The sequence below is a fragment of the Alteromonas hispanica genome (assembly GCF_010500915.1).
In the GTDB taxonomy this organism is placed as follows: Bacteria; Pseudomonadota; Gammaproteobacteria; order Enterobacterales; family Alteromonadaceae; genus Alteromonas; species Alteromonas hispanica.
Genome location: NZ_JAAAWP010000013.1, coordinates 1 through 20,985 on the forward strand (window position 1 = coordinate 1; position 20,985 = coordinate 20,985).

Below are 20,985 nucleotides of genomic sequence, written 5' to 3' on the forward strand. Positions count from 1 at the left end.
AGGAAGTTTTTTACCAATGAGACATAACAAACAAATCATGGCACTCGCTGCCGCTCGCTGGGACGCAAACACGTGCGCGGCTTCGCCATTTTTGCACACGTGTTTGCGCCCCATATTTGGAAGTTAGCTGCCAAGAGGATTCATGGAAGATTACTCTCCGAACAAAATCCCTAATTCGACACGAATTTTTAATATAATTTGGGCTCTTTTTTTAATCGGTATATGTTTCTACGCTGGCATTAACGATGTATTGGTCTACCCTGGCGTAAGAGGCTCTGGTTCTGTTGAATTAACTGGCATGCCGTTACTATTTTTCTGCGTAGCGTTAGTCTCCAGTGCTATAAACGCAGCGTTAACCGTAATTGACCACTACGACAAAAGAGACAATGAAAAAAGCTATAAGCAAATGTCATTTTATCTAAATATTCTTAGTATATTTGCAATTATCTTAGCTTTTGGATATCAGTTCATTATCAACCAAGAATCGGTGGTAGTTATTGGCAATGTCAGCTAACAAGCCAATTAACACACTCACTTCGTTCGCTGGGACGCATACACGTGGGGCGGCTTCGCCATTATGCCCCACATGTCTGCGCCCGTTATTGGAAAGTTAGCTGCCATTAGCATTAAGGATTTGAATGTACACCCCAAAAAACATGGAAATGCCAGATATTCATTCAATTAGCGCGTTTATATCGGAGTTTGGTTTTGGTACGTTAATCACTCAAGATTTGGAGGCAACGCGCCTTCCTCTAATTTTTGATACCTCAGAAAATGAAAGTGGCTGCATAATTGGGCACATGGCTCGAGCTAACCCACAATGGAAAGATTTATCCGGAAAAAAAGTATCTGTTCTATTTAATGGGCCGCATTCATATATTTCCCCTACTTGGTATTCTTCAAAACCAGCGGTTCCAACATGGAACTACGCGTCAGTGCATTGTTTTGGAATGTTTCATGAACTGGATGCAACTGAAACGCTAAGGGCAATAAACTCATTAGTTCATAAGTACGAGCCTGAGATATTAGATAGCTCAGAACTCATGCCGCAAGAATATATTCAAAGATTATTAAAGGCAGTGGTTGGATTCAAAGTAGTTGTAACCGAAATTCACGGAAAAGAAAAATTGGGTCAACACAAGAAAAGCGAAGATCAAGTTGGCGTTTATAAAGCATTACTTGGTAGCCAAAACAACGATTCAGTTCAGCTCGCAAATTATATGAAACAGCGGGGAGTAGGCCATGGCAGCTAACAATACGCTGTTGCCGTTCACTTCGTTCGCTGGGACGCCTATACGTGGGGCGGCTTCGCCATTATGCCCCACGCATCTGCGCCCCAAAGCTTAGCGTTATACGTCGAACAGGCATCAAGGATGATTTTTAATAAATTCATAAGAGTATTCAAAGAAACGAAAGGGATGCCAAAGTTATTCCGGTTTCAGCATATGCTCAACTCAATTACATATTCACTGATGATGCTTTTTGCTTTCTGGCCTTGGCCAAACGGAGAGTATTCGTTGAATGGGCGCAGCCTTACTTACCAAAAATTTTGGTTAACAGGTATGGCGCCCGGCTTTCTGTTATTTAGCATACTAATCATTGCAATTTGCTTTGCCTCAGTGAATAAACACTGGGCTGGCCGCGTTGGTACTTTTTTATACTGGGCATCTATCATTGCCTTCATGTCTTTTTATTCTTTAACTGGGGTTGTGATAGGTGGGGTAATAATAGCTGTTTGGGCGTACTATGTGTTCTATAGCACTGGCATGAGGCAGTTTTTTGTTCAGTCAAACGTATAACAAACAAATTATGGCACTCGCTGCCGCTCGCTGGGACACAAACACGTGCGCGGCTTCGCCATTATTGCACACGTGTTTTTGCCCCATATTTGGAAGTTGGTATGACTCCCCTTGTCAATAAAAACCGAGTGTCTCCCTGACATTTTTTCGGTCCATAATTAGCTGCTTTCTTACTCATAATAAATGAGCTAACGCACCGGATGAGGCAGTAATGTCGTCGGTTGTCATGCTGGTATTCGTGGATTATTCATTAGTAATAATGAACAGCGCCTACCTTACTCACTCCGCCGTGCCACCTTCTCATCAGTCTATGCTCGTAGATCAACAACTGTTACGTTGCTGCCATCATAACTTCCTCGTAGGTTGTGCCACATTCCGCGGCCTGACCCGAATGCGTTAGCTCAAACTCTTTAATCATGCAGGTACTCTGCTCAATCTCAATTTTGGATTAACTGGCGTAAGTACTACTTCTTTAGCAATAGCCCATATGTAGGCTGCCATCTCTCTTGCTATTGCGGTGATAATGAGGTTGTAATGTTTACCTTTCTTGCTCATTCGCTGGTAGCGTTTGCACAGGCGAAGCTGTGCTTTCCACGCAATATCGACAATGTCTTTGGGCAGCCCTTCTTGCCGGATTTGAATATTAGTCGACACATTCGCTGGATATCGATAGCTGTGGGCCCCCTCAATTAACAAGCGCCTAGCTCTGCCGTTACCAGACTTCGTAATAGCGCCCAAATGACGTTTTCCACCAGAGGAATGTTCACTGGGTACCAAGCCTAAATAAGCCATAAGCTTTCTAGGGTGGTCGAATCGGTGTAAATCACCAAGTTCCGCAACAACCCCAACCGCCACTAGCAGCCTCACACCACGCATGGCTTGGATCGCTTTAACAACAGGATAATAGCGCCACTGGTGCACATGATGTGTCAGTTCGTTATCTAACCTTTCCAGTCGTCGTATGCGCTCTTCAATCGTTTGTAGGTACTCTTGCAGCACAATGTGCTGTGCGGGATGAGGTAATATCAGCTCGGTCAGCCACCGTAGATGTTTCTTCGACCAATTAGCAGTACCCTCATATCGAATGTTGTTTCTCAGCAGTAGCGCTTTGAGTTGGTATTTGGCTTCTTTTAAATCCTTCATGGCAAGCTCGCGAGCGCGGGATAAATCTCTTACTGCCTCATCTTCTGGCTCCGGCACATAAATAGGCGTGAGATCTTCCGACTTTAGTGACCTAACAAGCTTAAGCGCATCTCGGCGGTCGGTTTTAATTCGCTCCCCTGGCTTTTTTGGAATAAGGGAGGGCGCAACAACATAGCAACAATGCCCTAAACTTGTGATAAGTCGATAAATCCAATATCCACATGGCCCTGCTTCATACACCACGTGAATGGTTGCCCCGGGGTATTTCGATTCAAACTGACGAATGAGCTTTTTAACGCTGACTTTTGAAGAAGAAATGCGGCCATAGTGCACCGCACTTGCCCCCCGCTGCTCTTCACAATAGGCAACTTCGTGAAACTCTTTATGCGTATCCAATCCGATAAAAATCATGCTATGTTTGTTCATGCTAGCCTCCAAATGATTTAGTCTTAAGCAAACTAATTATGGCACTGGCTGAAAAGTTAACCCACGAAAATGCGGAGGCTAGCATTTCTCAGGGAGTCATTGTGTCTATGTAAACAAGGAAGGAAATCAGTGAATACTCAAAAGCCATTAAAAAGTCTAGGAATTCTAAGCCTAGTTATTTTTTTCACTTCAGTTGTTGATTTGGTTTTTTATTGGCCTGCAACAAACTACGAGTTGCTATTCATGACTAAGAAAGTTTTGTTTGGCTTTGCTGGAGCTTTTATTGCTTGGGAGCACCTAATAAAGCCTTCAACAATTCAAGGCAACACTGATAATTTGGTGCACTAGTCCACATAACAAGTCAATAAATCAGGACTAAAGTCAATTGGCTTTTATGCTCTTACGTCACTAAAGTATAATCAAGTAATTTTTAGCGTCTTATTGAGGCGTTAGATTTTAAAGGAGGATAAATAATATGGATTCTGTATTTGCAGGTGTTGGCGCTATCGGAGCTCTATTTTATTTGATACTCATTTTGCTTTGGATTGCTGTGCCCATTTTTGTCTTTCTAATAGCTAAGAGAGTAAAAAATATCAGGGACATGGGGGTTGAGTATGGCAAAGAGCTCAAAGAGCTAAATGCTAACGTTAAATATCTCAAGCGTAAGTACAATGAGCCTATCGATTTACCCAAAGAATAAGTTTCTGCGGCTATATAAAAACGAGGTTGTATTGGGGTACCCTAACAATTACCTTAAGCCGTTCGCTAGCTCGCTGGGACAGTAACACATGGACTCTGTCGCTTCGCTTGGATTTTAGCCCACGTGTTACTACCCTTTATGTGGGTGTTATTTGCCAGCTTTAAACCTGGTATTTATGGATATATTTTTTGTCACGGAGATTTGTATGGAAGAAGTAGCTAGTGGTTTAGGCAGGGCATTATATTTAACGCTAAGATGGTTTGTACTCGTTGCTCTTTTTGAAATAGTACTTTATTGGTATGGATACGGGACAATTAAACTCTTCACGTTTGGAAAGTACCCACAAAAAAGTAGTATTGACAAAACACTTTGCGCAGTACTCGGCTTTATATCTCTTTGTTGCACTCTCTTTTTAGTATCCTTCCTTTTTAAAAATGTCACCTAACAAAAAATCTAGTTCGCCCGCAGCGCGGGCTGGGACGCTTAAGATATGTTGCAAGATTGATGTTCTAAAATAAAGGATGCTTAATGAAAGCTGATGTATTTGGGGTAAGACTGATATTTGGATTTTTGACAGTTGCAATGCTTATTGCGGTTCGTGGGCTATTTTTTGACTACGACCTCAAAATCTTGGCTCTTGCTACTGGCTGCTTGGCAACTTTTTTCTTCATTACGACTATTAGGGCGAAGCAGCTTGCACAATCAAACTTTAAATTTACTAATTTACAAAAAGTTTCCGTTGGCGCATGGGCACTACTGACAGCGCTAAGTTTCGTAAGCAATGCAACATAACAAAAAGCCAAAGAGAACTCCCTTCGGTCGCTAGGACGCATACACACGGGGTAACTTCGCCATTACTCCGCAGTATTTGTGTACATTAACTTAGTATTATGTGCTTTAAAGGATGTCTTAAATGGAAATTACTCAGCAATACAAACCAACCCTACACAGTCTTCTTTCGGTAATTGCGGGGTTAGTTTTTATTTACCTATCAATTGTCGTCACCGGGTTAGGTGCAGCAATTGCTATACCGGAATCAATTCTTAACCCAATGGCCACATTTTCTCTAACCGTTGCGTTATCAGTCGTAGCCTTAATAACCATAGGAATACCACTTGCCATCTGCTTTGTCATGTATGCTTGGCTTTTGAAATCGTTTCTTAAAACGATTAATTACTACCTCGTTGCAGCTCCCTATATAATGCTTTTGTTGTTTAGTTTTTTAGAGCCTGGGTTCTCCAGTAATTATTCTATTTACTTTGTAGCACAAGTTTTCGCCAAAGATTTGCCATTTTTAGTGTGTGTTTATTTGTTAGGTAAGGCCAGCAACAATAAAAGCGCTGCATAACAAGGTTTTAGGATATCTGCAGGCGCACAATAAAACACAAGAGAAGGCCAATTCTGTGGTGTATTTGTTTATTCTGCACACGTTCAATTATCATTAAATAATGGACCACAGTTAAACAATGAGCGCAAAATACTGATAGGAACCGGCACTAAGACCAAGCGAGCGCTATTGATTAGTGTTTGATATCAGACATGGAGATTGTATGGAAAAGGTCGAAGGTGGTGTTAACACGCTTCCTTAAATAAGCCCAAGTTCCGCCAGTTTTATAGTATCAAGAGAATCAAATTGTATCTTACAACCTCGCTCTATCATTGTTAGCCACGCAAATCGCAAAGCATCTGCGCGTTTACCTAACCAAAATTCCTTTGTTTTATTGATATAGGAAACAACAGGCTTTGTGTACCCATCTCGGTATATACGGCGAATAAAAGTAACGTCAGGACCGAACGAGCCCATAACTGCTGAATTGCTAACATCAATTGACGTTAAAAGCGCATCGAAAGCTGCTTCCAAATCGCCCTGTCGGTACGCCAACCAAGCTCTGGCAACACCTACAAAATGGGCTTCTGTACTAAAGTTGTCAAAAACATTACCGGCTATTTGCTGATCTCTACTGAGGTTTTCGCCGTGTTGGAAAATAAGGTCAATCTTGGCATTTACGGTTTCGATAGGGTCGAATTGTGCGCTATAAATAAGGTGCCGGCTTAAATCCGCTATTACTCTATATGGATTTCTATTCGCTTGGCTACTTCGCTGATAATCTCGTAACGTGCTTTCAAATAAACGCTTATTTTGTTGTTCAAAATAGGCTAACCGCTCATTAACGAATTGATGGTAACTCGGGTCGTCACAGCCCTTTTTATAATCTGCAAAAACGCTAGCACTGTATATTAATGCAAAAGCGCATAAAAAAGTGCTGATACTAAAACCACTCCTAACTACAGTTACTGTCATAAGCCTCGCCGTGTATATATGATTATTTAGTTACTCAAAAGTTGGGAATATTGATCTCACTGTACTATTGATCTCGTTAGGCTATTGTTCCCGTTACGCTATTGGCCTCGTTACACTATTAATTTCGTTACACTATTGCCCCACAAAACTAGGGAAATGTGATTTATTTCATAGGTGCACGTTCAACTAACAACAAAAAGCCCCGCTTTTGCGAGGCTTGTAAAAATTAGATGCGATATTGGCAAGGGTTAACGGATTAAAATCTAAATGTTCCCAATAGAGTTAACGAGCCCAGCGTACCCTCATCAGTATCGACACCGGCACCAAAACGAATTGATGAATATGCATTGAACCAATAGTTAGTGCCCAGCTCTATGACATTTTCAGAGCCAAATCGGTCGTTGTTTTCGTGTATTGCCATAACGCCAACGCTCCAGTTGGGCTTAAAGTAATAGTCTGCGTCGATTTCTAAGGTCAGCTCATCATCAAAGTGCGTACCTTTGAACTTTATATCCCAACCTGGGGTAAAGCGAGATGGGTTCAAACCGAAGCTGGTGTAGCGAGCAAACACGTTAGCGCTGAATTCTGAGTCACTAAAACGCTGCTGGTCGCTTGAACCGTCGAAAACTCTTACCGTTTCATCCAAATCGTAAAAGTCTACTCCAGCACCTACTTCCCAGTGCGCGCTAACAAAAGTAGACACATCAACGCCAAAGCGCTGCAATGTTGCATCGTAAAACCGTTTATCTTCGGTTGTTCTGCCATATCGGCCTCTCACAACCAAATCATCGTCAGAAAACCACTCGCCGTTAACGTTTATTTGGTCAACGTCATCTATTCCGAAGTAATCTACTGAAACATTGTTACTACGCTGCAGGTAGGGGCTTATCGCGAAAGGCTGTTCACCAATATTCACCGTGTCGAAATAGTAGCGGTAAGCTGCACCAATAAAGTTATCGTCAGCATCTCTCACGTCAGAAAAGCCGATACTTACTTCATGATTGATTGGTGTGGTTTGAGCGAACGCTGTAGAAGTAAAAACAGAAGAAGAAACAAAAGCCAAGGCGCATAGGCCAACTCGATGTGTGAACATAGTAAATCCTTTTTTTGTTTAAGCGCCTTTATCAATCCGGCGCATTATGAAAACGCGGTGAGAATATAAAGAACTATGTCTGAACACAAGCTGAACGCTCAAAAAAATATTTTCATATCATTGCCTTAGGTAATTCATGTGCAAATTTCACTCGTCATGTGAGGAATCTGAGTTAATGTTATTGGTGTTGAAAAAGGCGAGCCCACAAAGCACTGACTAACTTCGCATCGGCTTGTTCGAGTTCATTGTTGGCAAAGGCTCTATTTAAGCTTTCTGTCATGTTGTCGTTCAGCTGTTCCATTGTCGCATTCTCTTGCATCTCAAGCTGTCTCGACTCTACTGCAAAGTGGCCTTGCAAATAGCTGGCTATAAACAATTCATCATCGTCACCGTGATTAACGACGTCGTCTAAAGCCGCTTCAATTTTTGCGATTTTTTCTACCACGTCTTGTGGTGCAGCAGCAGGTGGTAACACTCTTTTCTCCTCGTTATTTTGTTCTTTTTAAAGGTGGCCTTTTAAACCACTTGGTATTCACTTTTTTCACATACTGTTGAGTCAGTACTCATGATTTTTAATATGTTAAGTTTACTGAAAGCCGCAAGTTATATGGCGTTATACAGCACTTTGTCTTTGTAGCCGGTGATAATAGTGAAAGCCCCCGCCAGCTCTTCATCCAGCTTTGGATCGCCCGAATCAAGTCTTAGTGGTTTGCCGTCTAGCGCATGGATTTTTTGTTTAGTGGCCACCACCATCATATTTTCTTTACCTATTTTGCGAATAAACGCAGGGCTCAACTGTTGATTACCTCTTCCAAGTATATGCCCTTGACCGCCGATAACCGTAAGCACCACTTTACTGGGCTTATTTTTTGTGATGTTAAGCAATTCAGGTGCACTAACATCGCTGGCAACTAATTCGCCGTTTTTTATTACATCTACACCAAGTAATGTGTTGTCGAGGCCAAGATATTCCATAATGGCACCCACGGTAGAGCCGGAGCCCATGACGAAAAGCGTATCCGACTCATCTTCCATTAATTCAGCTACATAAGCTGAAATATCATCGAGCACCAAAGCTTCGTCTTCTTTGCCGCCCATTTTTACTGCCTGAATATACGTCAACTCTGCCGGAACTCGCATTTCACCGTAATGTTTAGCAATCACCTTGCCCTTACGAAAGGCGTCTTCGTCGATATCACGAACTTCGGCATCCATTACGCTAACAAGCTCTCCGGCTATCATTTGGCTAACAACCTGACCTGCAGCGGCAGGCGAAACACAGTAAACTCCCGAGTGAATTTTACAGCCTGCCGGTACACCGAGAACAGGTATTGAATCGCCTACAACACTACAAATATTGCGCGCAGTACCATCTCCACCGGCAAAGAGTAAGAGATCTACATTAGCCTCGCACATCGCTCGTGCTGCATTTTCTGAATCTTCCCCCTCAGTTTGTTGGCTGCTAGGACGGTATATTACCTCGCATGGAATACCTAAAGATGCGCACACGCTCTCGCCCATTTCTCCGGCCGCTGTGAATACCGAAAACTGCCCGTTAAGCGCTTCTAGAATACTGAGCGCTTTAGCCATTTTCTCATTGGCTTTTTTCTCAGCGCCCATCGCTAGGGCCTTTTCACGTATTTGTGCGCCATCGCTTCCTTTCAAAGCCAGTGCGCCGCCAATACCCGCAAACGGATTTACAATTATTCCTAGTCGAAAAACTGGCTTACTCATGCAGCATTATCTCCAACGCGTTTGGTTGATAAAGTTTCGTGTTCGGTAACTGTATTAAATGTCGTTGCCAATGCCGATATAAAACGTTGTGCCCTGTCAGGAAAACCATTTTTGCGGTAATAGGCCAACTGTGCGGCAACATTTTTTGTAAAGCCTTCTCGATCTGGCTCTGCACCATTCAGGTTATCTGTACTAACTTGAAATTGCCGCCCTGCTGCTTCGGTAAACGCCCACTCAATGGCTTGGGGCTTTATTTCTACCTTTTCAAACTTGGCTTGCTGCTGCTCGTCTCTACCGTCTGGGCAATACCAATAACCATAATCTTCCATCAACCTGCGCTTTTCTCCTGCAATACACCAATGAGCAACTTCGTGCAGCGCACTAGAAAAGAAACCGTGGGCAAAAACTATTTGATGATGATCACAGTGCTTACTCGCCGGTAAGTAAATGGGTTCATCGTCACCCAAAACAAGCCGCGTGTTGTAGTCGACAAACGTGCGATTAAATAGCGCGATCAGTGTTAAAACGCTGGCTTTTTCATTGCTATCTTTAACGCTACCATCGCTATGTTCTGTGTGCTGATGATTAATGTCCATTTGAGTTCGTAATACTTAACCGACGTTGGTGCGAGCCACGCACTGAGTATGCTGGATAAAACAAGCCTACCTAGTGTTGCGCAAGCATCGTCACAGAATTAATTTGGCGCAGATTATATCAGCAAAGAGGTGACTTCTCACTTGAAAGCTAGGCTCGCATGAGTCAATCTAGCTTTACGAATTTATTCACTTATCAAAAACATGGGGTGAAAAAGCTTGGCACAAGACATCATTAAACATATTCATCGCGTTAATGCTCAACGTGACTTGGCAAACAAACTGAATATTATGCCTCTTGTGCATCAACTCCAAGACTGGCAGTGTCAGCGATTATTAGTGAGCCACGATGATTTGGCCCAGCAAAAGCGCTACCAGAAGGCGATGGCGTTTTTCGTTGAAGAGCTTTACGGGCCTAAAGACTTTAGCCAGCGCGATGCAGATTTAGTGCGCGTAATACCCAAGTTGGCAAAAGTACTGCCCGAAAAAGCCATGAATGCGATGAATGATGCACTTTCTCTGAACGCGCTCTCTTTCGACTTAGATATGGAGCTAGCCCAGTATCTACATGCTCATTTTCCAAACGAGCCAATTAATAAAGACACCTATGCAATGGCATATCGGCATGTTGGAAGAAAGGCAGATCGCGAGAAGCAGATAAATATTATATCGCACCTAGGCGATCAGCTTGCCGACGTTATCAAAGTGCGGGGTATTGGTATGCTTATTTCACTTTCTCGTCGCCCAGCAAAAATGGCGGGGTTACTTGCACTGCATGAGTTTTTGGAACGAGGATTCAACTCTTTCAAAGCCATTGGTGACGTGCAAAGCTTTATTCAACCGGTATTGAAGCGTGAAACGCAACTTATGGAAATCTTACTGAGCGAAACTACTCAGCTGCCAGAAGATAATCCGCTTCCCAATGTGCCATTACAGCCGTAAACGGCAGGCCATTAGCAATAACAGGTTTAACAAGGAATTTTGTTTGAAAGAACACGCTATTGATTGGATGTACGATAAGCCATTCATTCAAGACTGGCATATTGATGCGACACATATTGACCATTACAACCACGTTAATAATGTGGCCTACTTGGCACAATTAGAGAAATTGGCATGGGCTCACTCTAATGCGTTAGGACTTCAATTTACAGATTACCAAACACTTAATCGAGGCATGGTAATTAGACGTCATGAGTTGAATTATCATCTTCCTGCGCACTTGAATGACACCTTACAATGCGCCACATGGATAGTGAAATGCGATAATAAACTTACGCTTTCTAGACAGTTCCAATTTATTTGCCCTAAGCGCAAAAAAACGGTGTTTGATGCGCTTACCCAGTTTGTATGTGTCAGTTTAGGCACAGGCGCGCCAAAACGAATGCCGGCTCAATTTATAAAAGCCTATGGCGAGGCGTGTATTGAATTACCTGCAGAAAAACGCGAGCGATAATATGCACACATTCGTAGTTAGTTTTTGAGTAGTTTGAATGAATCGCATTCTGATAGTAGTTGTTATAGCGTTACTCAGCGCCTCGCTGGTAACAAACATATACTTGTGGCAGCGTCTTTCAAGCTATGCAGAGGGCGGCTCTGTTAAAAGCGGCTATACTAGCTCATCAACGGGCAATGAATCGAATACAAACTCCGTGGGTGATAGCGTGTGCGGTGCTGGTAAAGGTGGCAGCGCAAACTGCAATAAAAACCCTACCCAGTATAACCCTAAAAGCACGGAGCTAATGGCTGATGCGCAAACGCCCTCACTCAAAGCGTTAACTGCAATGCTTGAAGCGGGTTACTATAGTCAGCTGGCGGTAGAAATTAATAACCAGCTAAAGTTATCGCCCTTAAGCGAACCTCTGTTGCTTCTTGAAGCAGAGCTCGTAGAGCGCACGAAGCCTTTACCTACAGCGCTAATTAATTATTACGATTTAGCTGAGCTGCCGTTATCCCTAAGTGCCTTGAAAAAAATTCAGCAGAAAGTAGAAAACCTGTACAACCAAGCGCAAGCTCAGCTTCAAAAAAATCACCAGTGGGAACTTGTCGCCAAGCTCAACGAGCCGCTATTTCAACGCCAGCCAGACAATAAGGAATTCACGCTTAATTTGGCTACCGCCTATGCGCATCAGGAAAAAATGACACTAATGGAGGACGTACTCGCTGCCCTACCCTTTAATGATCACGATGCACAGGCTATTCGCGATATGGCGTACGCACAACAAACAGCAAATACAGACGCTAATGATGATGAAACAAACACTACCAACACCTTTTCTGATAGCGCAGACGATATTCAAGTCGCGCTCGAGCGAATAGGCAATCAATATCGCGTTGAAGCCATTGCACTTAATCAACGCGCATCGATGATCCTAGATACTGGGGCTAGCACGACTGCCATTTCGTCACGCTTATTTGCCCGTTTAGGCAAAATGAGAAACCTGACATTTATTGGTATATTTAACGTTCAGACAGCAGCGGGAAGTGTGGAAGCTCAGCTTGTAAAAATTCCAAAATTTACCTTTGCAGGCTACACATTTAACGATGTTTCAGCCATTGTACTTCCAGAGGAGGCGCTGCCTGATGCCGACGGACTTTTAGGTATGAATGTTCTTGGTGAATTCGATTTTTCTATTCTCCCTCAAGAAGACATATTGCTTTTAAACCTAAGAGAAAACAAATAGCTGCGTCTAATTACTCTAGCCTATGGCATAATCTGAGACAATATTCCCGCAACTAACGCGAATACTAGCATTGGCTTTATCGTTTGCTTAATCATTTTTCCTTCCTGGTTATTTATCCCCAAAATTGCTGAAACCGCAATAATATTATTAATACACACCATATTTCCCATTGCAGCCCCAACAGATTGTAATGACAAAACCAGCGGGACCGACAGTTGCGCCTGTTCAGCGATACCATATTGAATACCACCAAAGGTAAGATTTGAAACTGTTGCAGACCCAGAGAAAAATGAACCTAACGCACCAAGTAACGACGCTACATAAAGCCAATTTTCTCCTGTCGCGTCAGCTAAGTTATTAGCAATGATAAACATGGGCGATGATTCACCCCCTTGCATCATAAAATTAATCATAATAAGCGCTCCAACAAGGGCAATAGCGGGATGCTTGATGCGCTCTCCCGTTTCGGAAACTGCATGGCGAAGCTCAAAAAAACTCACTTTTAAAAAAGGAATTAACAGGACAATGGTAACAATAAAAGGAATAAGCGCTGGAACATACAGGGTTTTATAAGACCAGCTGATAGTAGTACCAAGAATGTCATTCCAGCTAACAATGAGGGCTTTACTTACTTCAATGTCAAAGAGCTGAAACCAAACTTCGGTGTTATTTAAAAGCGGTTTTACCCCTAGCTGCTGCACACGCGTTATTACGAGAATAACGATCATGATAATAAATGGAGATAGACCCACTACAATATTTTCCAATGAGCTCTCTTTTTTCAGATTCGTACTGGTATAATTTACACGTTTAAGCCCCACTCCAAATTTTGCAAAGGCAATCGACAGGGAAAGTCCAATTACACCGCCAATTAAGGCAGGGAATTCATAGTTTACTTGAGCCAACAAAAGGTAAGGCACAGTACAACTTAAAACACTGATAAAAATAAATACTGCATTAGCCCGAATATCGCGCCACCCCACTACGAATTTAAGCGCCAGTAAGGGAATAAAAAAACCTGCGACAAAATGAATGAAGGCAGTGAGAGAGGATACTTCTAATAATGTTTCCTCACTTAAGTTGAGCGCCTCAAAGCCGAACCAAGTGGGCGTGCCAACAGCACCAAACGAGACTGGAATGGTATTCATAACGAGCGTGAGAAGTGCAACACGCAGAGCGGGAAAACCCAATCCTACCAAAATAGGCGCAGCAATGGCCGCCGGCGTGCCAAAACCAGACGCTCCCTCAAGCATAAAAGTCAATGCCCAACCAATAATCATAAGTTGCGCCACTTTATTGCTACTGACACTTTCTAAGTAGTGTCTTAGTTTTTCCTGCGAGCCTGAACGAACAAGTATACTGTTTAGCAGGATAGCGCCCGCTACTATCGACAGTGGTGTTAACACTGAAAGTAAACCTGCAATTGTGTTTGCTGCTAATTCTGGTGCTCTACCCTGAAAGTAGAATAGCTGCAGAAAGCCAATGAATAATGCCGTTAATGGCAATGCTATATGAGCTGGCCATGGTCGCTCTTTTGTCATGCTCCAAACTAGCACTATGATGGGTAATGTTGCGATAAAAGTATCCATACCACGCCTTTTTTGACATTCGCGCTGAAAAATTGACGAGATTCAGTGTAATGCAGCAACTCTGTAAAAACATAAAAAAATGTCTTTTTTAGCCATGCCAGCAGTTAAAAAAAGACAAAGGTTGTAATTCGGTACACGATGAATATATAGTATTCGGCAAGTTACTTGTCGGAGTGCTTCACTGGTTATCCAGTAAGCTGAGACTGCGAAAGCGGGATCCGTAGAACCTGATCAGGCTAATACCTGCGAAGGGAACAAGAATAAATGTTGTATCGTGCTTTAACACTTTTTTGCGTTTGAACAGGCTTTATTGAAAGGATGTTCACAATAAAATTGATACGGGTTTGATGTCTTACCCTGTCAATCGCATTTAGTTTTAAACTTAATCGGCACGCGTGTTTTGCATCATGCTCTGCACTTCATTTTTCTTTTCACTCCTGACAAGCATTTTACCTAACGCCAACTCAAAAGGGCCTAAATGCTATGTCGACACGACGCGAACAGCGCCAACAAGCGCAACACTTTATCAATGAATTAGCCGGTGAGGCTTACCCAAACTCTACTCGTCATTACGAACTAGGAACCAGCAACGATATAAAAGTTGCTATGCGCCTTATTCATCAGCATGACAGTTTAATTGGCGGTACAGAGCAAAACCCGCTGCATGAACCAAACCCTCCTATTCCAGTTTATGACACTTCAGGACCTTACGGCGATCCGCTGGAAACCATTGATGTGCAAAGAGGGCTATCTCCAATGCGTTCGCCATGGATACAGCAGCGCAACGATACTGAAGAGTTAGATGGTGTTACCTCTTCTTTTGCGAAGGAGCGAGAGGCAGATGTGTTTGCTGAAGACTTTAGGTTTTTGCGCAGCAGAAAACCGCGGCGGGCTAAGTCACAAAAAAACGTGACCCAACTTCACTACGCTCGGCAAGGGATCATTACCCCAGAAATGGAATACATAGCCATTCGAGAAAATATGGGCCGCTCGTCCATTCAGCATGACGATTTAACCCAACAACACCAAGGCGAAAGCTTTGGAGCAAGCCTACCCGAAGTAATAACACCGGAATTTGTGCGCCAGGAAGTGGCGGCTGGACGGGCAATTATACCGTGCAATATCAATCACCCAGAGCTGGAGCCCATGATTATTGGCCGCAATTTTTTAGTTAAAATAAACGCCAACATCGGCAATTCTGCGGTGACTTCGTCTATTGAAGAAGAGGTCGAAAAGTTGGTTTGGTCTACCCGATGGGGCGCAGATACCATTATGGATTTATCAACAGGTAGAAACATTCACGAAACGAGAGAATGGTTGCTTCGCAACAGTCCGGTTCCTCTCGGCACGGTACCAATTTATCAGGCTTTGGAGAAGGTAAATGGTGTAGCAGAAGCACTTACTTGGGAGGTATTTAAAGACACGCTTATTGAGCAGGCTGAGCAAGGCGTAGACTACTTCACTATTCACGCCGGCGTACTGCTTGAATATGTGCCGATGACGGCAAAACGGGTTACCGGCATTGTGTCTCGCGGCGGCTCTATTATGGCTAAATGGTGTTTAAGTCACCATCATGAAAGCTTTTTATATGAACACTTTCGCGAGATCTGCGAAATTTGCGCCCAATACGATGTGTCGCTTTCTCTTGGCGATGGCCTTAGGCCTGGGAGTGTTGCCGATGCCAATGATGAGGCGCAATTTGCCGAGCTGCACACCCTAGGCGAGTTGACAAAAATTGCCTGGGAATACGACGTACAGGTAATGATAGAAGGCCCAGGGCACGTGCCAATGCACATGATTAAAGCCAATATGGAAGAGCAACTCACGCATTGCCATGAAGCCCCCTTTTATACGCTAGGCCCGCTTACTACCGACATAGCGCCAGGTTACGACCACATTACCTCTGGCATAGGTGCTGCAATGATTGGCTGGTATGGTTGTGCCATGCTCTGCTATGTGACCCCCAAAGAGCACCTAGGGCTGCCCAATAAAGAAGACGTAAAGCAGGGGCTTATCACCTATAAAATTGCCGCTCACGCTGCAGATTTAGCGAAAGGTCATCCTGGTGCTCAAATTCGAGACAATGCCATGTCGAAAGCGCGCTTCGAATTCAGATGGGAAGATCAATTTAATCTTGCCCTCGATCCGCACACTGCCAGAGCCTATCACGATGAAACGTTACCACAGGCATCTGGCAAGGTAGCGCATTTTTGCTCTATGTGTGGACCTAAATTTTGCAGCATGAAAATATCACAGGAAGTGCGAGAGGTCGCCAAAAAGGAAACACTTGAAGCGCAAAAAGAAGGCATGAAAGATATGGCTAAAGCATTTAACGATAGTGGTGCAGAGCTTTACCACGGTGCCGACAAATCCGTAGGCCTTTAAATGACTGAATCGACCTTATTTAACTCGACATCAAACTCGCCATTACACGCACCGACTGTATGGTGTGTAGGCGGCACAGACTCTAGCGGAGGTGCGGGTGTAACCCGCGACCTCGCTACGCTCTGTGACCTGGGCGTGCGCGGCTGTGTAATAGTCACTCAGGTAACCGCACAATCGAACAGCAAGATGCTGGCGCAAGCGCCTATGGCGCCCTCTGTGATTAACGAGCAATGGCAAGCTTTAGCAAGTGAGGGGTTGCCCCACTGCATAAAAATAGGCGCTGTTGCCAACGACGAACAAGCATTTTCACTTTGCGCCCGCATTGAATTATTGGCTGGGCCTCGCCCCTTTATAATCTGGGACCCAGTGTTGCAAACTTCATCCATGAGCACCATCAGCAGGCTCAGCAAAGAAGCCATAGTGCAACTTCTCAATGTGGCAGATATTGTAACGCCTAACGTTAGCGAGCTTGCAGCACTCAGCCAGTATTTTCGTAACCAAAGCACCATAAGTTCTCACCATGATGCTAGAAAAGCCGCCAAAACCTTGCTTGCAACTTCCAACCTTGCAGAACATCCTGGGGCCGAAAAAGCAACTTTACTAAAAGGCGTCTTTGTAAAAGCGGGTCATGCCGATTGGCAATGTGATGCCACAGATATGTATTTTACCCAGACCGAAGACGTTTCGTTTTCACAGCCACGGTGCGATGCAGGAGAGCTTAGAGGTACAGGCTGCCTGTTGGCTTCTGCCATTGCTGGTTTTTATGCCAAGGACTATTGTGTTAATGATGCGCTTACCCTCGCCAATGCCTATGTGAGAAAGGTACGAAACGTATCGACATCACAACGGGATAAGTTTCACCATCCTAAAGCGGTAGGCTTCCCTACAAACCCAGACATATTCCCTACGGTGTGCTTTAAAAATAGTGTGTTTAAAACCTCTGCGAACGGTGAGAGAGAAATAAGTCATCAGCATAGTTCTCCATTTGAGCCATTTGAGCCATTTGTGCCCATTGCACCTAAAAGAGGGATTTACCCTGTTGTGGATAGCGCTGACTGGATAGAAAGGCTGTTGCCTACTGGCGTGAATATTATTCAGCTGCGAATAAAGTCAGATAAAAAAGATTCAGGGCAAGCATGGATATCTGAAGAAATAAAAAAAGCCGTAGCCTTAACCAGGGGCACGTCTTGTCAGCTTTTTATCAACGATCACTGGGAACTCGCTATTGAGCACGGTGCGTTTGGCGTGCACTTGGGGCAAGAAGATCTGTTTGATGCGGATATTAAAGCAATTCGTCACGCAGGGTTGCGATTGGGAGTGTCGACCCATGGCTATGCCGAACTTCAAAGAGTAAAAGCCCTGTCTCCTTCTTATATTGCGCTAGGTCATATTTTTGCCACTCAAACCAAAACGATGCCTTCAAAACCTCAAGGGTTAGCGCGGTTGAAACAATATGTTCAATTGTGCGCAGATACCCCCACCGTTGCTATTGGGGGCATTGATATATCACGGTGTAAGGCTGTAGCGAATACAGGGGTAACCCATATTGCGGTGGTGAGCGCTATTACTAAAGCTACCAACCCAATTCACGCTTACAGCGCGCTCAATAAAGAGGCTGGTTATGCTTAATAAGGATGATATTCGACGTTACAGTCGACAGCTTTTGCTAGAAGAAATTGATGAGGATGGGCAGCAAAACCTTTTTAACGCTCATGCTGTTGTTATTGGTCTTGGGGGACTCGGCAGTTTAGTCGCTCGCTTTTTAGTAGGTGCTGGTGTAGGCGCTGGCGCAGGCAGCCTTACTTTGGTCGATGGTGATGTGGTGGATGTAAGTAACCTACACCGCCAAGCGTCTTTTAATGAAACATATTTAGGTGATTTAAAAACACGGGCATTGCATTGCGAGCTAAACAAAGTAAACCCCGCAGTCAACCTTGCGATTAAAAGTCAATTTGCTGATGAAACCAACCTACCCGACATTGTCTCTGCAGCAACCTGTGTTATCGACTGTACAGATAGCATAAGTACCAGAATGGAAATCAATCGAGCGTGTGTGAAAGCTCAAATACCATTATTTATCACCGCCGCAAGCGGCCTTTCATGGCAGTCTGTAAATTTGCCATGCGGTGATAGCGAGACATCTTGCGGGTGCTATCACTGTCTTGTATCGCAAATAAAAGTAGATGAGAACTGCTCAAGCCACGGTATTTTGGGGCCCGTTGTTGGTATGGCCGCCTGTCATCAGGCAACGCAAGCTCTACTTTTTTTAGCAAAAAGGCATTTAACCAAAATACAGTGGGGAGAATATATCGTCGGTAATGCCATCAATGGCACCACTAATTCATTCCACTTACCCCCGTTACCCAATTGTGAGGTATGCCAATGAATCACACCAGCGACTCTCATATCAGCATAGAAAATAGCAGGCAAAGAATAGAGCTTGTTGTGAACGGCGAGAACAAGACGTATTTAAGCCCTATTACACTATTAGAGCTGGTAATGCGTGATGCATTACGCCAAGAGGGAACTGCCATTGCCTACAATCAATCCATAGTAAGCCGATGTCAGTGGTCAAACACCCACCTAAAAGACGGTGATCAAATTGATATATTCACATTAGTAGCAGGAGGCTAGCCATGTTGAGACTTGCAAATCATCATTTTTCATCCCGCTTGTTAACAGGCACCGGCAAGTTTAATAGCGCTACCACAATGCGCGATGCCATTCATGCTGCCGGCAGTGACTTAGTTACTCTTGCCATGAAACGGGTTATAACAGCTACTCAAAGTGACGACACGCTAACTCACTTAAAAAAGTTGGGTGTAACGCTACTTCCCAATACATCGGGAGCCAAAACTGCAGAAGAAGCTGTATTTGCCGCAGAGCTTGCCTTTGAAGCCACCGGCTCGCAGTGGATAAAGTTGGAGATCCACCCCGACCAGCGTTACCTGCTTCCCGATCCTATTGAAACCCTAAAAGCTGCTGAAATCTTGGTAAAGAAAGGCTTTTACGTTTTACCTTACTGCGGTGCAGACCCAGTATTATGTAAACGGTTAGAAGAGGCCGGTTGTGCTGCGGTTATGCCTCTAGGTGCGCCAATAGGCAGCAATAAAGGATTACAAACTAAACCCTTTATTCGCATTATTGTTGAGCAAGCAAACGTGCCAGTTATCGTGGATGCCGGTATCGGTAGACCAAGTGACGCCATGGCGGCGATGGAACTTGGCGTCGATGCAGTACTTGTGAATACGGCTATCGCCACTGCCCGCAACCCAGTCGCAATGGCAGAGGCCTTTGCCTGTGCAGTAAAAACCGGACGAAAAGCTTTTGAAGCGGGTCTGGGTAAATCGCACTATATTGGCGCGGCAACCAGCCCTCTAACATCATTTTTGGAGAGCTAAATGCGTGTTACTGAGCAGTTATTACAGCAAGACCTGTCGCACATTGCACTGTCAGTCAATAGTAAAACCGCTGCAGATGTTGAAGTAGCGTTGGCCGCAGAGAGTAAAACTATTGATGACTTTATGGCGCTAGTATCTCCTGCAGCAACCCAATACTTAGAGGAAATGGCGGCCCAATCGCAGCAGCTTACACGTCATCGTTTCGGTAACACCATGAACTTGTTTGTGCCGCTGTATTTATCTAATCTGTGTGCTAATGAATGCACTTACTGTGGTTTCACCATGAGTAATAAAATTAAGCGCACCACGCTCACCGTTGAAGAAACACAGAACGAAATAAATGCGATAAAAGCTATGGGGTTCGACCATGTTTTGTTAGTTACCGGAGAGCACGAAACAAAGGTAGGCATTCGCTATTTTGAAGACATTCTTCGCGCTATACGTCACCAAATTAGCTACCTCATGATGGAAGTGCAGCCGCTTAAAGAAAATGACTACCGCAAGCTCAAGGACCTCGGTTTAGACAGCGTACTGGTGTATCAGGAAACTTATTCACCTCAGCACTATGCCAAATATCATCAGCGAGGAAAAAAACAAGATTTCTTGTGGCGGTTAGAAACCACCGATCGCATTGGCCGCGCGGGAATAGATAAAATAGGTATAGGCGCTTTACTTGGTCTTGGCGACTGGCGAGTTGACAGCGTAATGACCGCCCTTCACGGCCAGCTTTTACAGCAGGCCTATTGGCGTAGTCGTGTCTCTATTTCATTTCCTCGCCTTAGACGCTGTGAGGGAGGCGCAGGTCAACAGCACTACGCAATTCCTGACGAACGGCAGCTACTGCAACTAATCTGTGCACATCGTTTGTTTAATCCACAGGCTGAGCTGTCACTCTCAACACGGGAGTCTGCGCGGTTTAGAGACGGAGCATTGTCTTTGGGCGTCACCAGTATGTCGGCGGCTTCGCAAACGCAGCCCGGTGGCTACAGTGAGCCCTCCGAAGCACTGAGTCAATTTGATATTGATGATAACAGATCGGTGAATGAGGTGATTAAATCGATAGCCGCGCAAGGGCTAGATGCGGTTTGGAAAGATTGGATGCCTTTTGCTTATTAACACCTCAATTACAAAAGGAG

23 protein-coding genes and 1 riboswitch are annotated in these 20,985 nt (G+C 44.2%); of the genes, 16 read left to right on the top strand and 7 right to left on the bottom strand.

Going from position 1 to position 20,985, the window contains the following annotated elements; all coding sequences use genetic code 11:
- Positions 1-142: 142 nt before the first annotated feature.
- Together GTW09_RS15840 and GTW09_RS15845 are read left to right on the top strand one after the other, a co-directional pair.
- Entirely contained in the window at positions 143-514 is a 372-nt protein-coding gene (locus tag GTW09_RS15840) for a hypothetical protein (RefSeq protein WP_039992848.1), read from the top strand.
- A gap of 124 nt (positions 515-638) precedes the next feature.
- Complete coding sequence (locus tag GTW09_RS15845) at positions 639-1,253, top strand: FMN-binding negative transcriptional regulator (protein WP_163112652.1); 615 nt, start codon at positions 639-641, stop codon at positions 1,251-1,253.
- Positions 1,254-2,213: 960 nt separating this feature from the next.
- Here GTW09_RS15845 and GTW09_RS15850 read toward each other — a convergent pair.
- Positions 2,214-3,368, bottom strand: a complete 1,155-nt coding sequence (locus tag GTW09_RS15850; protein ID WP_163112653.1) for an IS110 family RNA-guided transposase — start codon at positions 3,366-3,368, stop codon at positions 2,214-2,216.
- A 129-nt stretch (positions 3,369-3,497) separates the two neighbouring features.
- On the opposite strand from GTW09_RS15850, the gene GTW09_RS15855 reads away from it, so the two are divergent.
- The 5 genes from GTW09_RS15855 to GTW09_RS15875 all read left to right on the top strand — a co-directional run bounded on the left by GTW09_RS15855 (position 3,498) and on the right by GTW09_RS15875 (position 5,416).
- Positions 3,498-3,716: a hypothetical protein gene (locus GTW09_RS15855; RefSeq protein ID WP_163112654.1), complete on the top strand. Its 219-nt coding sequence runs from the start codon at positions 3,498-3,500 to the stop codon at positions 3,714-3,716.
- Between the two features lie 127 nt (positions 3,717-3,843).
- Positions 3,844-4,068, top strand: coding sequence for a hypothetical protein (locus GTW09_RS15860; protein WP_163112655.1), 225 nt, complete (start codon positions 3,844-3,846; stop codon positions 4,066-4,068).
- Positions 4,069-4,273: 205 nt separating this feature from the next.
- Positions 4,274-4,513, top strand: a complete 240-nt coding sequence (locus tag GTW09_RS15865) for a hypothetical protein (protein ID WP_163112656.1) — start codon at positions 4,274-4,276, stop codon at positions 4,511-4,513.
- An 83-nt stretch (positions 4,514-4,596) separates the two neighbouring features.
- On the top strand, positions 4,597-4,860 hold the full coding sequence (locus GTW09_RS15870) for a hypothetical protein (RefSeq protein WP_163112657.1): 264 nt from the start codon (positions 4,597-4,599) through the stop codon (positions 4,858-4,860).
- Positions 4,861-4,981: 121 nt separating this feature from the next.
- Positions 4,982-5,416 (top strand): hypothetical protein, encoded by a 435-nt coding sequence (locus tag GTW09_RS15875; protein ID WP_163112658.1) that lies wholly within the window; start codon positions 4,982-4,984, stop codon positions 5,414-5,416.
- 237 nt (positions 5,417-5,653) lie between these two features.
- Here GTW09_RS15875 and GTW09_RS15880 read toward each other — a convergent pair whose 3' ends face one another.
- From GTW09_RS15880 to GTW09_RS15900, 5 genes are all read right to left on the bottom strand, one after another.
- Positions 5,654-6,370 carry a hypothetical protein gene (locus GTW09_RS15880; protein ID WP_163112659.1) on the bottom strand — a complete coding sequence of 239 codons (717 nt, stop codon included), beginning with the start codon at positions 6,368-6,370 and terminating at the stop codon, positions 5,654-5,656.
- Positions 6,371-6,626: 256 nt separating this feature from the next.
- Positions 6,627-7,463, bottom strand: a complete 837-nt coding sequence (locus GTW09_RS15885; RefSeq protein ID WP_163112660.1) for a putative porin — start codon at positions 7,461-7,463, stop codon at positions 6,627-6,629.
- 178 nt (positions 7,464-7,641) lie between these two features.
- Complete coding sequence (locus GTW09_RS15890) at positions 7,642-7,938, bottom strand: YfcL family protein (RefSeq protein WP_163112661.1); 297 nt, start codon at positions 7,936-7,938, stop codon at positions 7,642-7,644.
- Positions 7,939-8,066: 128 nt separating this feature from the next.
- The gene (locus tag GTW09_RS15895; protein ID WP_071980029.1) at positions 8,067-9,197 is read right to left on the bottom strand and encodes an ATP-NAD kinase family protein; all 1,131 of its coding nucleotides are present in this window, start codon (positions 9,195-9,197) and stop codon (positions 8,067-8,069) included.
- Positions 9,194-9,793 (bottom strand): elongation factor P hydroxylase, encoded by a 600-nt coding sequence (locus tag GTW09_RS15900; protein WP_163112662.1) that lies wholly within the window; start codon positions 9,791-9,793, stop codon positions 9,194-9,196. Before GTW09_RS15900 ends, GTW09_RS15895 begins: the two co-directional genes overlap by 4 nt.
- A gap of 216 nt (positions 9,794-10,009) precedes the next feature.
- On the opposite strand from GTW09_RS15900, the gene GTW09_RS15905 reads away from it, so the two are divergent.
- From GTW09_RS15905 to GTW09_RS15915, 3 genes are all read left to right on the top strand, one after another.
- Positions 10,010-10,732, top strand: coding sequence for an FFLEELY motif protein (locus tag GTW09_RS15905; protein WP_163112663.1), 723 nt, complete (start codon positions 10,010-10,012; stop codon positions 10,730-10,732).
- A 67-nt stretch (positions 10,733-10,799) separates the two neighbouring features.
- Entirely contained in the window at positions 10,800-11,246 is a 447-nt protein-coding gene (locus GTW09_RS15910) for an acyl-CoA thioesterase (protein ID WP_203565801.1), read from the top strand.
- A gap of 37 nt (positions 11,247-11,283) precedes the next feature.
- A complete protein-coding gene (locus tag GTW09_RS15915; RefSeq protein WP_163112665.1) occupies positions 11,284-12,474 on the top strand; it encodes a retropepsin-like aspartic protease family protein in 1,191 nt (396 codons plus the stop codon).
- Positions 12,475-12,494: 20 nt separating this feature from the next.
- Here the strand turns inward: GTW09_RS15915 and GTW09_RS15920 are convergent, their stop codons facing one another.
- Positions 12,495-14,063 carry an L-lactate permease gene (locus GTW09_RS15920; RefSeq protein ID WP_163112666.1) on the bottom strand — a complete coding sequence of 523 codons (1,569 nt, stop codon included), beginning with the start codon at positions 14,061-14,063 and terminating at the stop codon, positions 12,495-12,497.
- 159 nt (positions 14,064-14,222) lie between these two features.
- Positions 14,223-14,334: riboswitch (TPP riboswitch) on the top strand.
- 212 nt (positions 14,335-14,546) lie between these two features.
- On the opposite strand from GTW09_RS15920, the gene thiC reads away from it, so the two are divergent.
- The 6 genes from thiC to thiH are packed head-to-tail and all read left to right on the top strand — an operon-like array spanning position 14,547 to position 20,965.
- On the top strand, positions 14,547-16,448 hold the full coding sequence (thiC, locus tag GTW09_RS15925) for a phosphomethylpyrimidine synthase ThiC (RefSeq protein ID WP_163112667.1): 1,902 nt from the start codon (positions 14,547-14,549) through the stop codon (positions 16,446-16,448).
- Positions 16,449-18,077, top strand: a complete 1,629-nt coding sequence (thiE, locus tag GTW09_RS15930; protein WP_163112668.1) for a thiamine phosphate synthase — start codon at positions 16,449-16,451, stop codon at positions 18,075-18,077. It abuts the gene before it with no gap.
- Complete coding sequence (locus GTW09_RS15935; RefSeq protein ID WP_163112669.1) at positions 18,070-18,834, top strand: HesA/MoeB/ThiF family protein; 765 nt, start codon at positions 18,070-18,072, stop codon at positions 18,832-18,834. The genes thiE and GTW09_RS15935 overlap by 8 nt, the downstream gene beginning before the upstream one ends.
- Entirely contained in the window at positions 18,831-19,082 is a 252-nt protein-coding gene (gene thiS, locus GTW09_RS15940) for a sulfur carrier protein ThiS (protein ID WP_163112670.1), read from the top strand. The genes GTW09_RS15935 and thiS overlap by 4 nt, the downstream gene beginning before the upstream one ends.
- A 2-nt stretch (positions 19,083-19,084) precedes the next feature.
- A complete protein-coding gene (locus GTW09_RS15945; protein ID WP_071980036.1) occupies positions 19,085-19,849 on the top strand; it encodes a thiazole synthase in 765 nt (254 codons plus the stop codon).
- Complete coding sequence (gene thiH, locus GTW09_RS15950) at positions 19,850-20,965, top strand: 2-iminoacetate synthase ThiH (protein ID WP_163112671.1); 1,116 nt, start codon at positions 19,850-19,852, stop codon at positions 20,963-20,965. It begins immediately after the preceding gene.
- Positions 20,966-20,985 lie beyond the last annotated feature (20 nt).

Excerpts from the sequence above, each read along its gene's own strand:
- GTW09_RS15870 (WP_163112657.1), top strand. The coding sequence starts at position 4,597 with ATGAAAGCTGATGTATTTGGGGTAAGACTGATATTTGGATTTTTGACA.
- GTW09_RS15840 (WP_039992848.1), top strand. The coding sequence starts at position 143 with ATGGAAGATTACTCTCCGAACAAAATCCCTAATTCGACACGAATTTTT.
- GTW09_RS15895 (WP_071980029.1), bottom strand. The coding sequence starts at position 9,197 with ATGAGTAAGCCAGTTTTTCGACTAGGAATAATTGTAAATCCGTTTGCG.
- GTW09_RS15915 (WP_163112665.1), top strand. The coding sequence starts at position 11,284 with ATGAATCGCATTCTGATAGTAGTTGTTATAGCGTTACTCAGCGCCTCG.
- thiE (WP_163112668.1), top strand. The coding sequence starts at position 16,449 with ATGACTGAATCGACCTTATTTAACTCGACATCAAACTCGCCATTACAC.
- GTW09_RS15935 (WP_163112669.1), top strand. The coding sequence starts at position 18,070 with ATGCTTAATAAGGATGATATTCGACGTTACAGTCGACAGCTTTTGCTA.
- thiC (WP_163112667.1), top strand. The coding sequence starts at position 14,547 with ATGTCGACACGACGCGAACAGCGCCAACAAGCGCAACACTTTATCAAT.
- GTW09_RS15865 (WP_163112656.1), top strand. The coding sequence starts at position 4,274 with ATGGAAGAAGTAGCTAGTGGTTTAGGCAGGGCATTATATTTAACGCTA.
- GTW09_RS15945 (WP_071980036.1), top strand. The coding sequence starts at position 19,085 with ATGTTGAGACTTGCAAATCATCATTTTTCATCCCGCTTGTTAACAGGC.
- GTW09_RS15920 (WP_163112666.1), bottom strand. The coding sequence starts at position 14,063 with ATGGATACTTTTATCGCAACATTACCCATCATAGTGCTAGTTTGGAGC.
- GTW09_RS15860 (WP_163112655.1), top strand. The coding sequence starts at position 3,844 with ATGGATTCTGTATTTGCAGGTGTTGGCGCTATCGGAGCTCTATTTTAT.
- GTW09_RS15880 (WP_163112659.1), bottom strand. The coding sequence starts at position 6,370 with ATGACAGTAACTGTAGTTAGGAGTGGTTTTAGTATCAGCACTTTTTTA.
- GTW09_RS15845 (WP_163112652.1), top strand. The coding sequence starts at position 639 with ATGTACACCCCAAAAAACATGGAAATGCCAGATATTCATTCAATTAGC.
- thiS (WP_163112670.1), top strand. The coding sequence starts at position 18,831 with ATGAATCACACCAGCGACTCTCATATCAGCATAGAAAATAGCAGGCAA.
- GTW09_RS15885 (WP_163112660.1), bottom strand. The coding sequence starts at position 7,463 with ATGTTCACACATCGAGTTGGCCTATGCGCCTTGGCTTTTGTTTCTTCT.
- GTW09_RS15910 (WP_203565801.1), top strand. The coding sequence starts at position 10,800 with ATGTACGATAAGCCATTCATTCAAGACTGGCATATTGATGCGACACAT.
- GTW09_RS15900 (WP_163112662.1), bottom strand. The coding sequence starts at position 9,793 with ATGGACATTAATCATCAGCACACAGAACATAGCGATGGTAGCGTTAAA.
- GTW09_RS15850 (WP_163112653.1), bottom strand. The coding sequence starts at position 3,368 with ATGAACAAACATAGCATGATTTTTATCGGATTGGATACGCATAAAGAG.
- thiH (WP_163112671.1), top strand. The coding sequence starts at position 19,850 with ATGCGTGTTACTGAGCAGTTATTACAGCAAGACCTGTCGCACATTGCA.
- GTW09_RS15875 (WP_163112658.1), top strand. The coding sequence starts at position 4,982 with ATGGAAATTACTCAGCAATACAAACCAACCCTACACAGTCTTCTTTCG.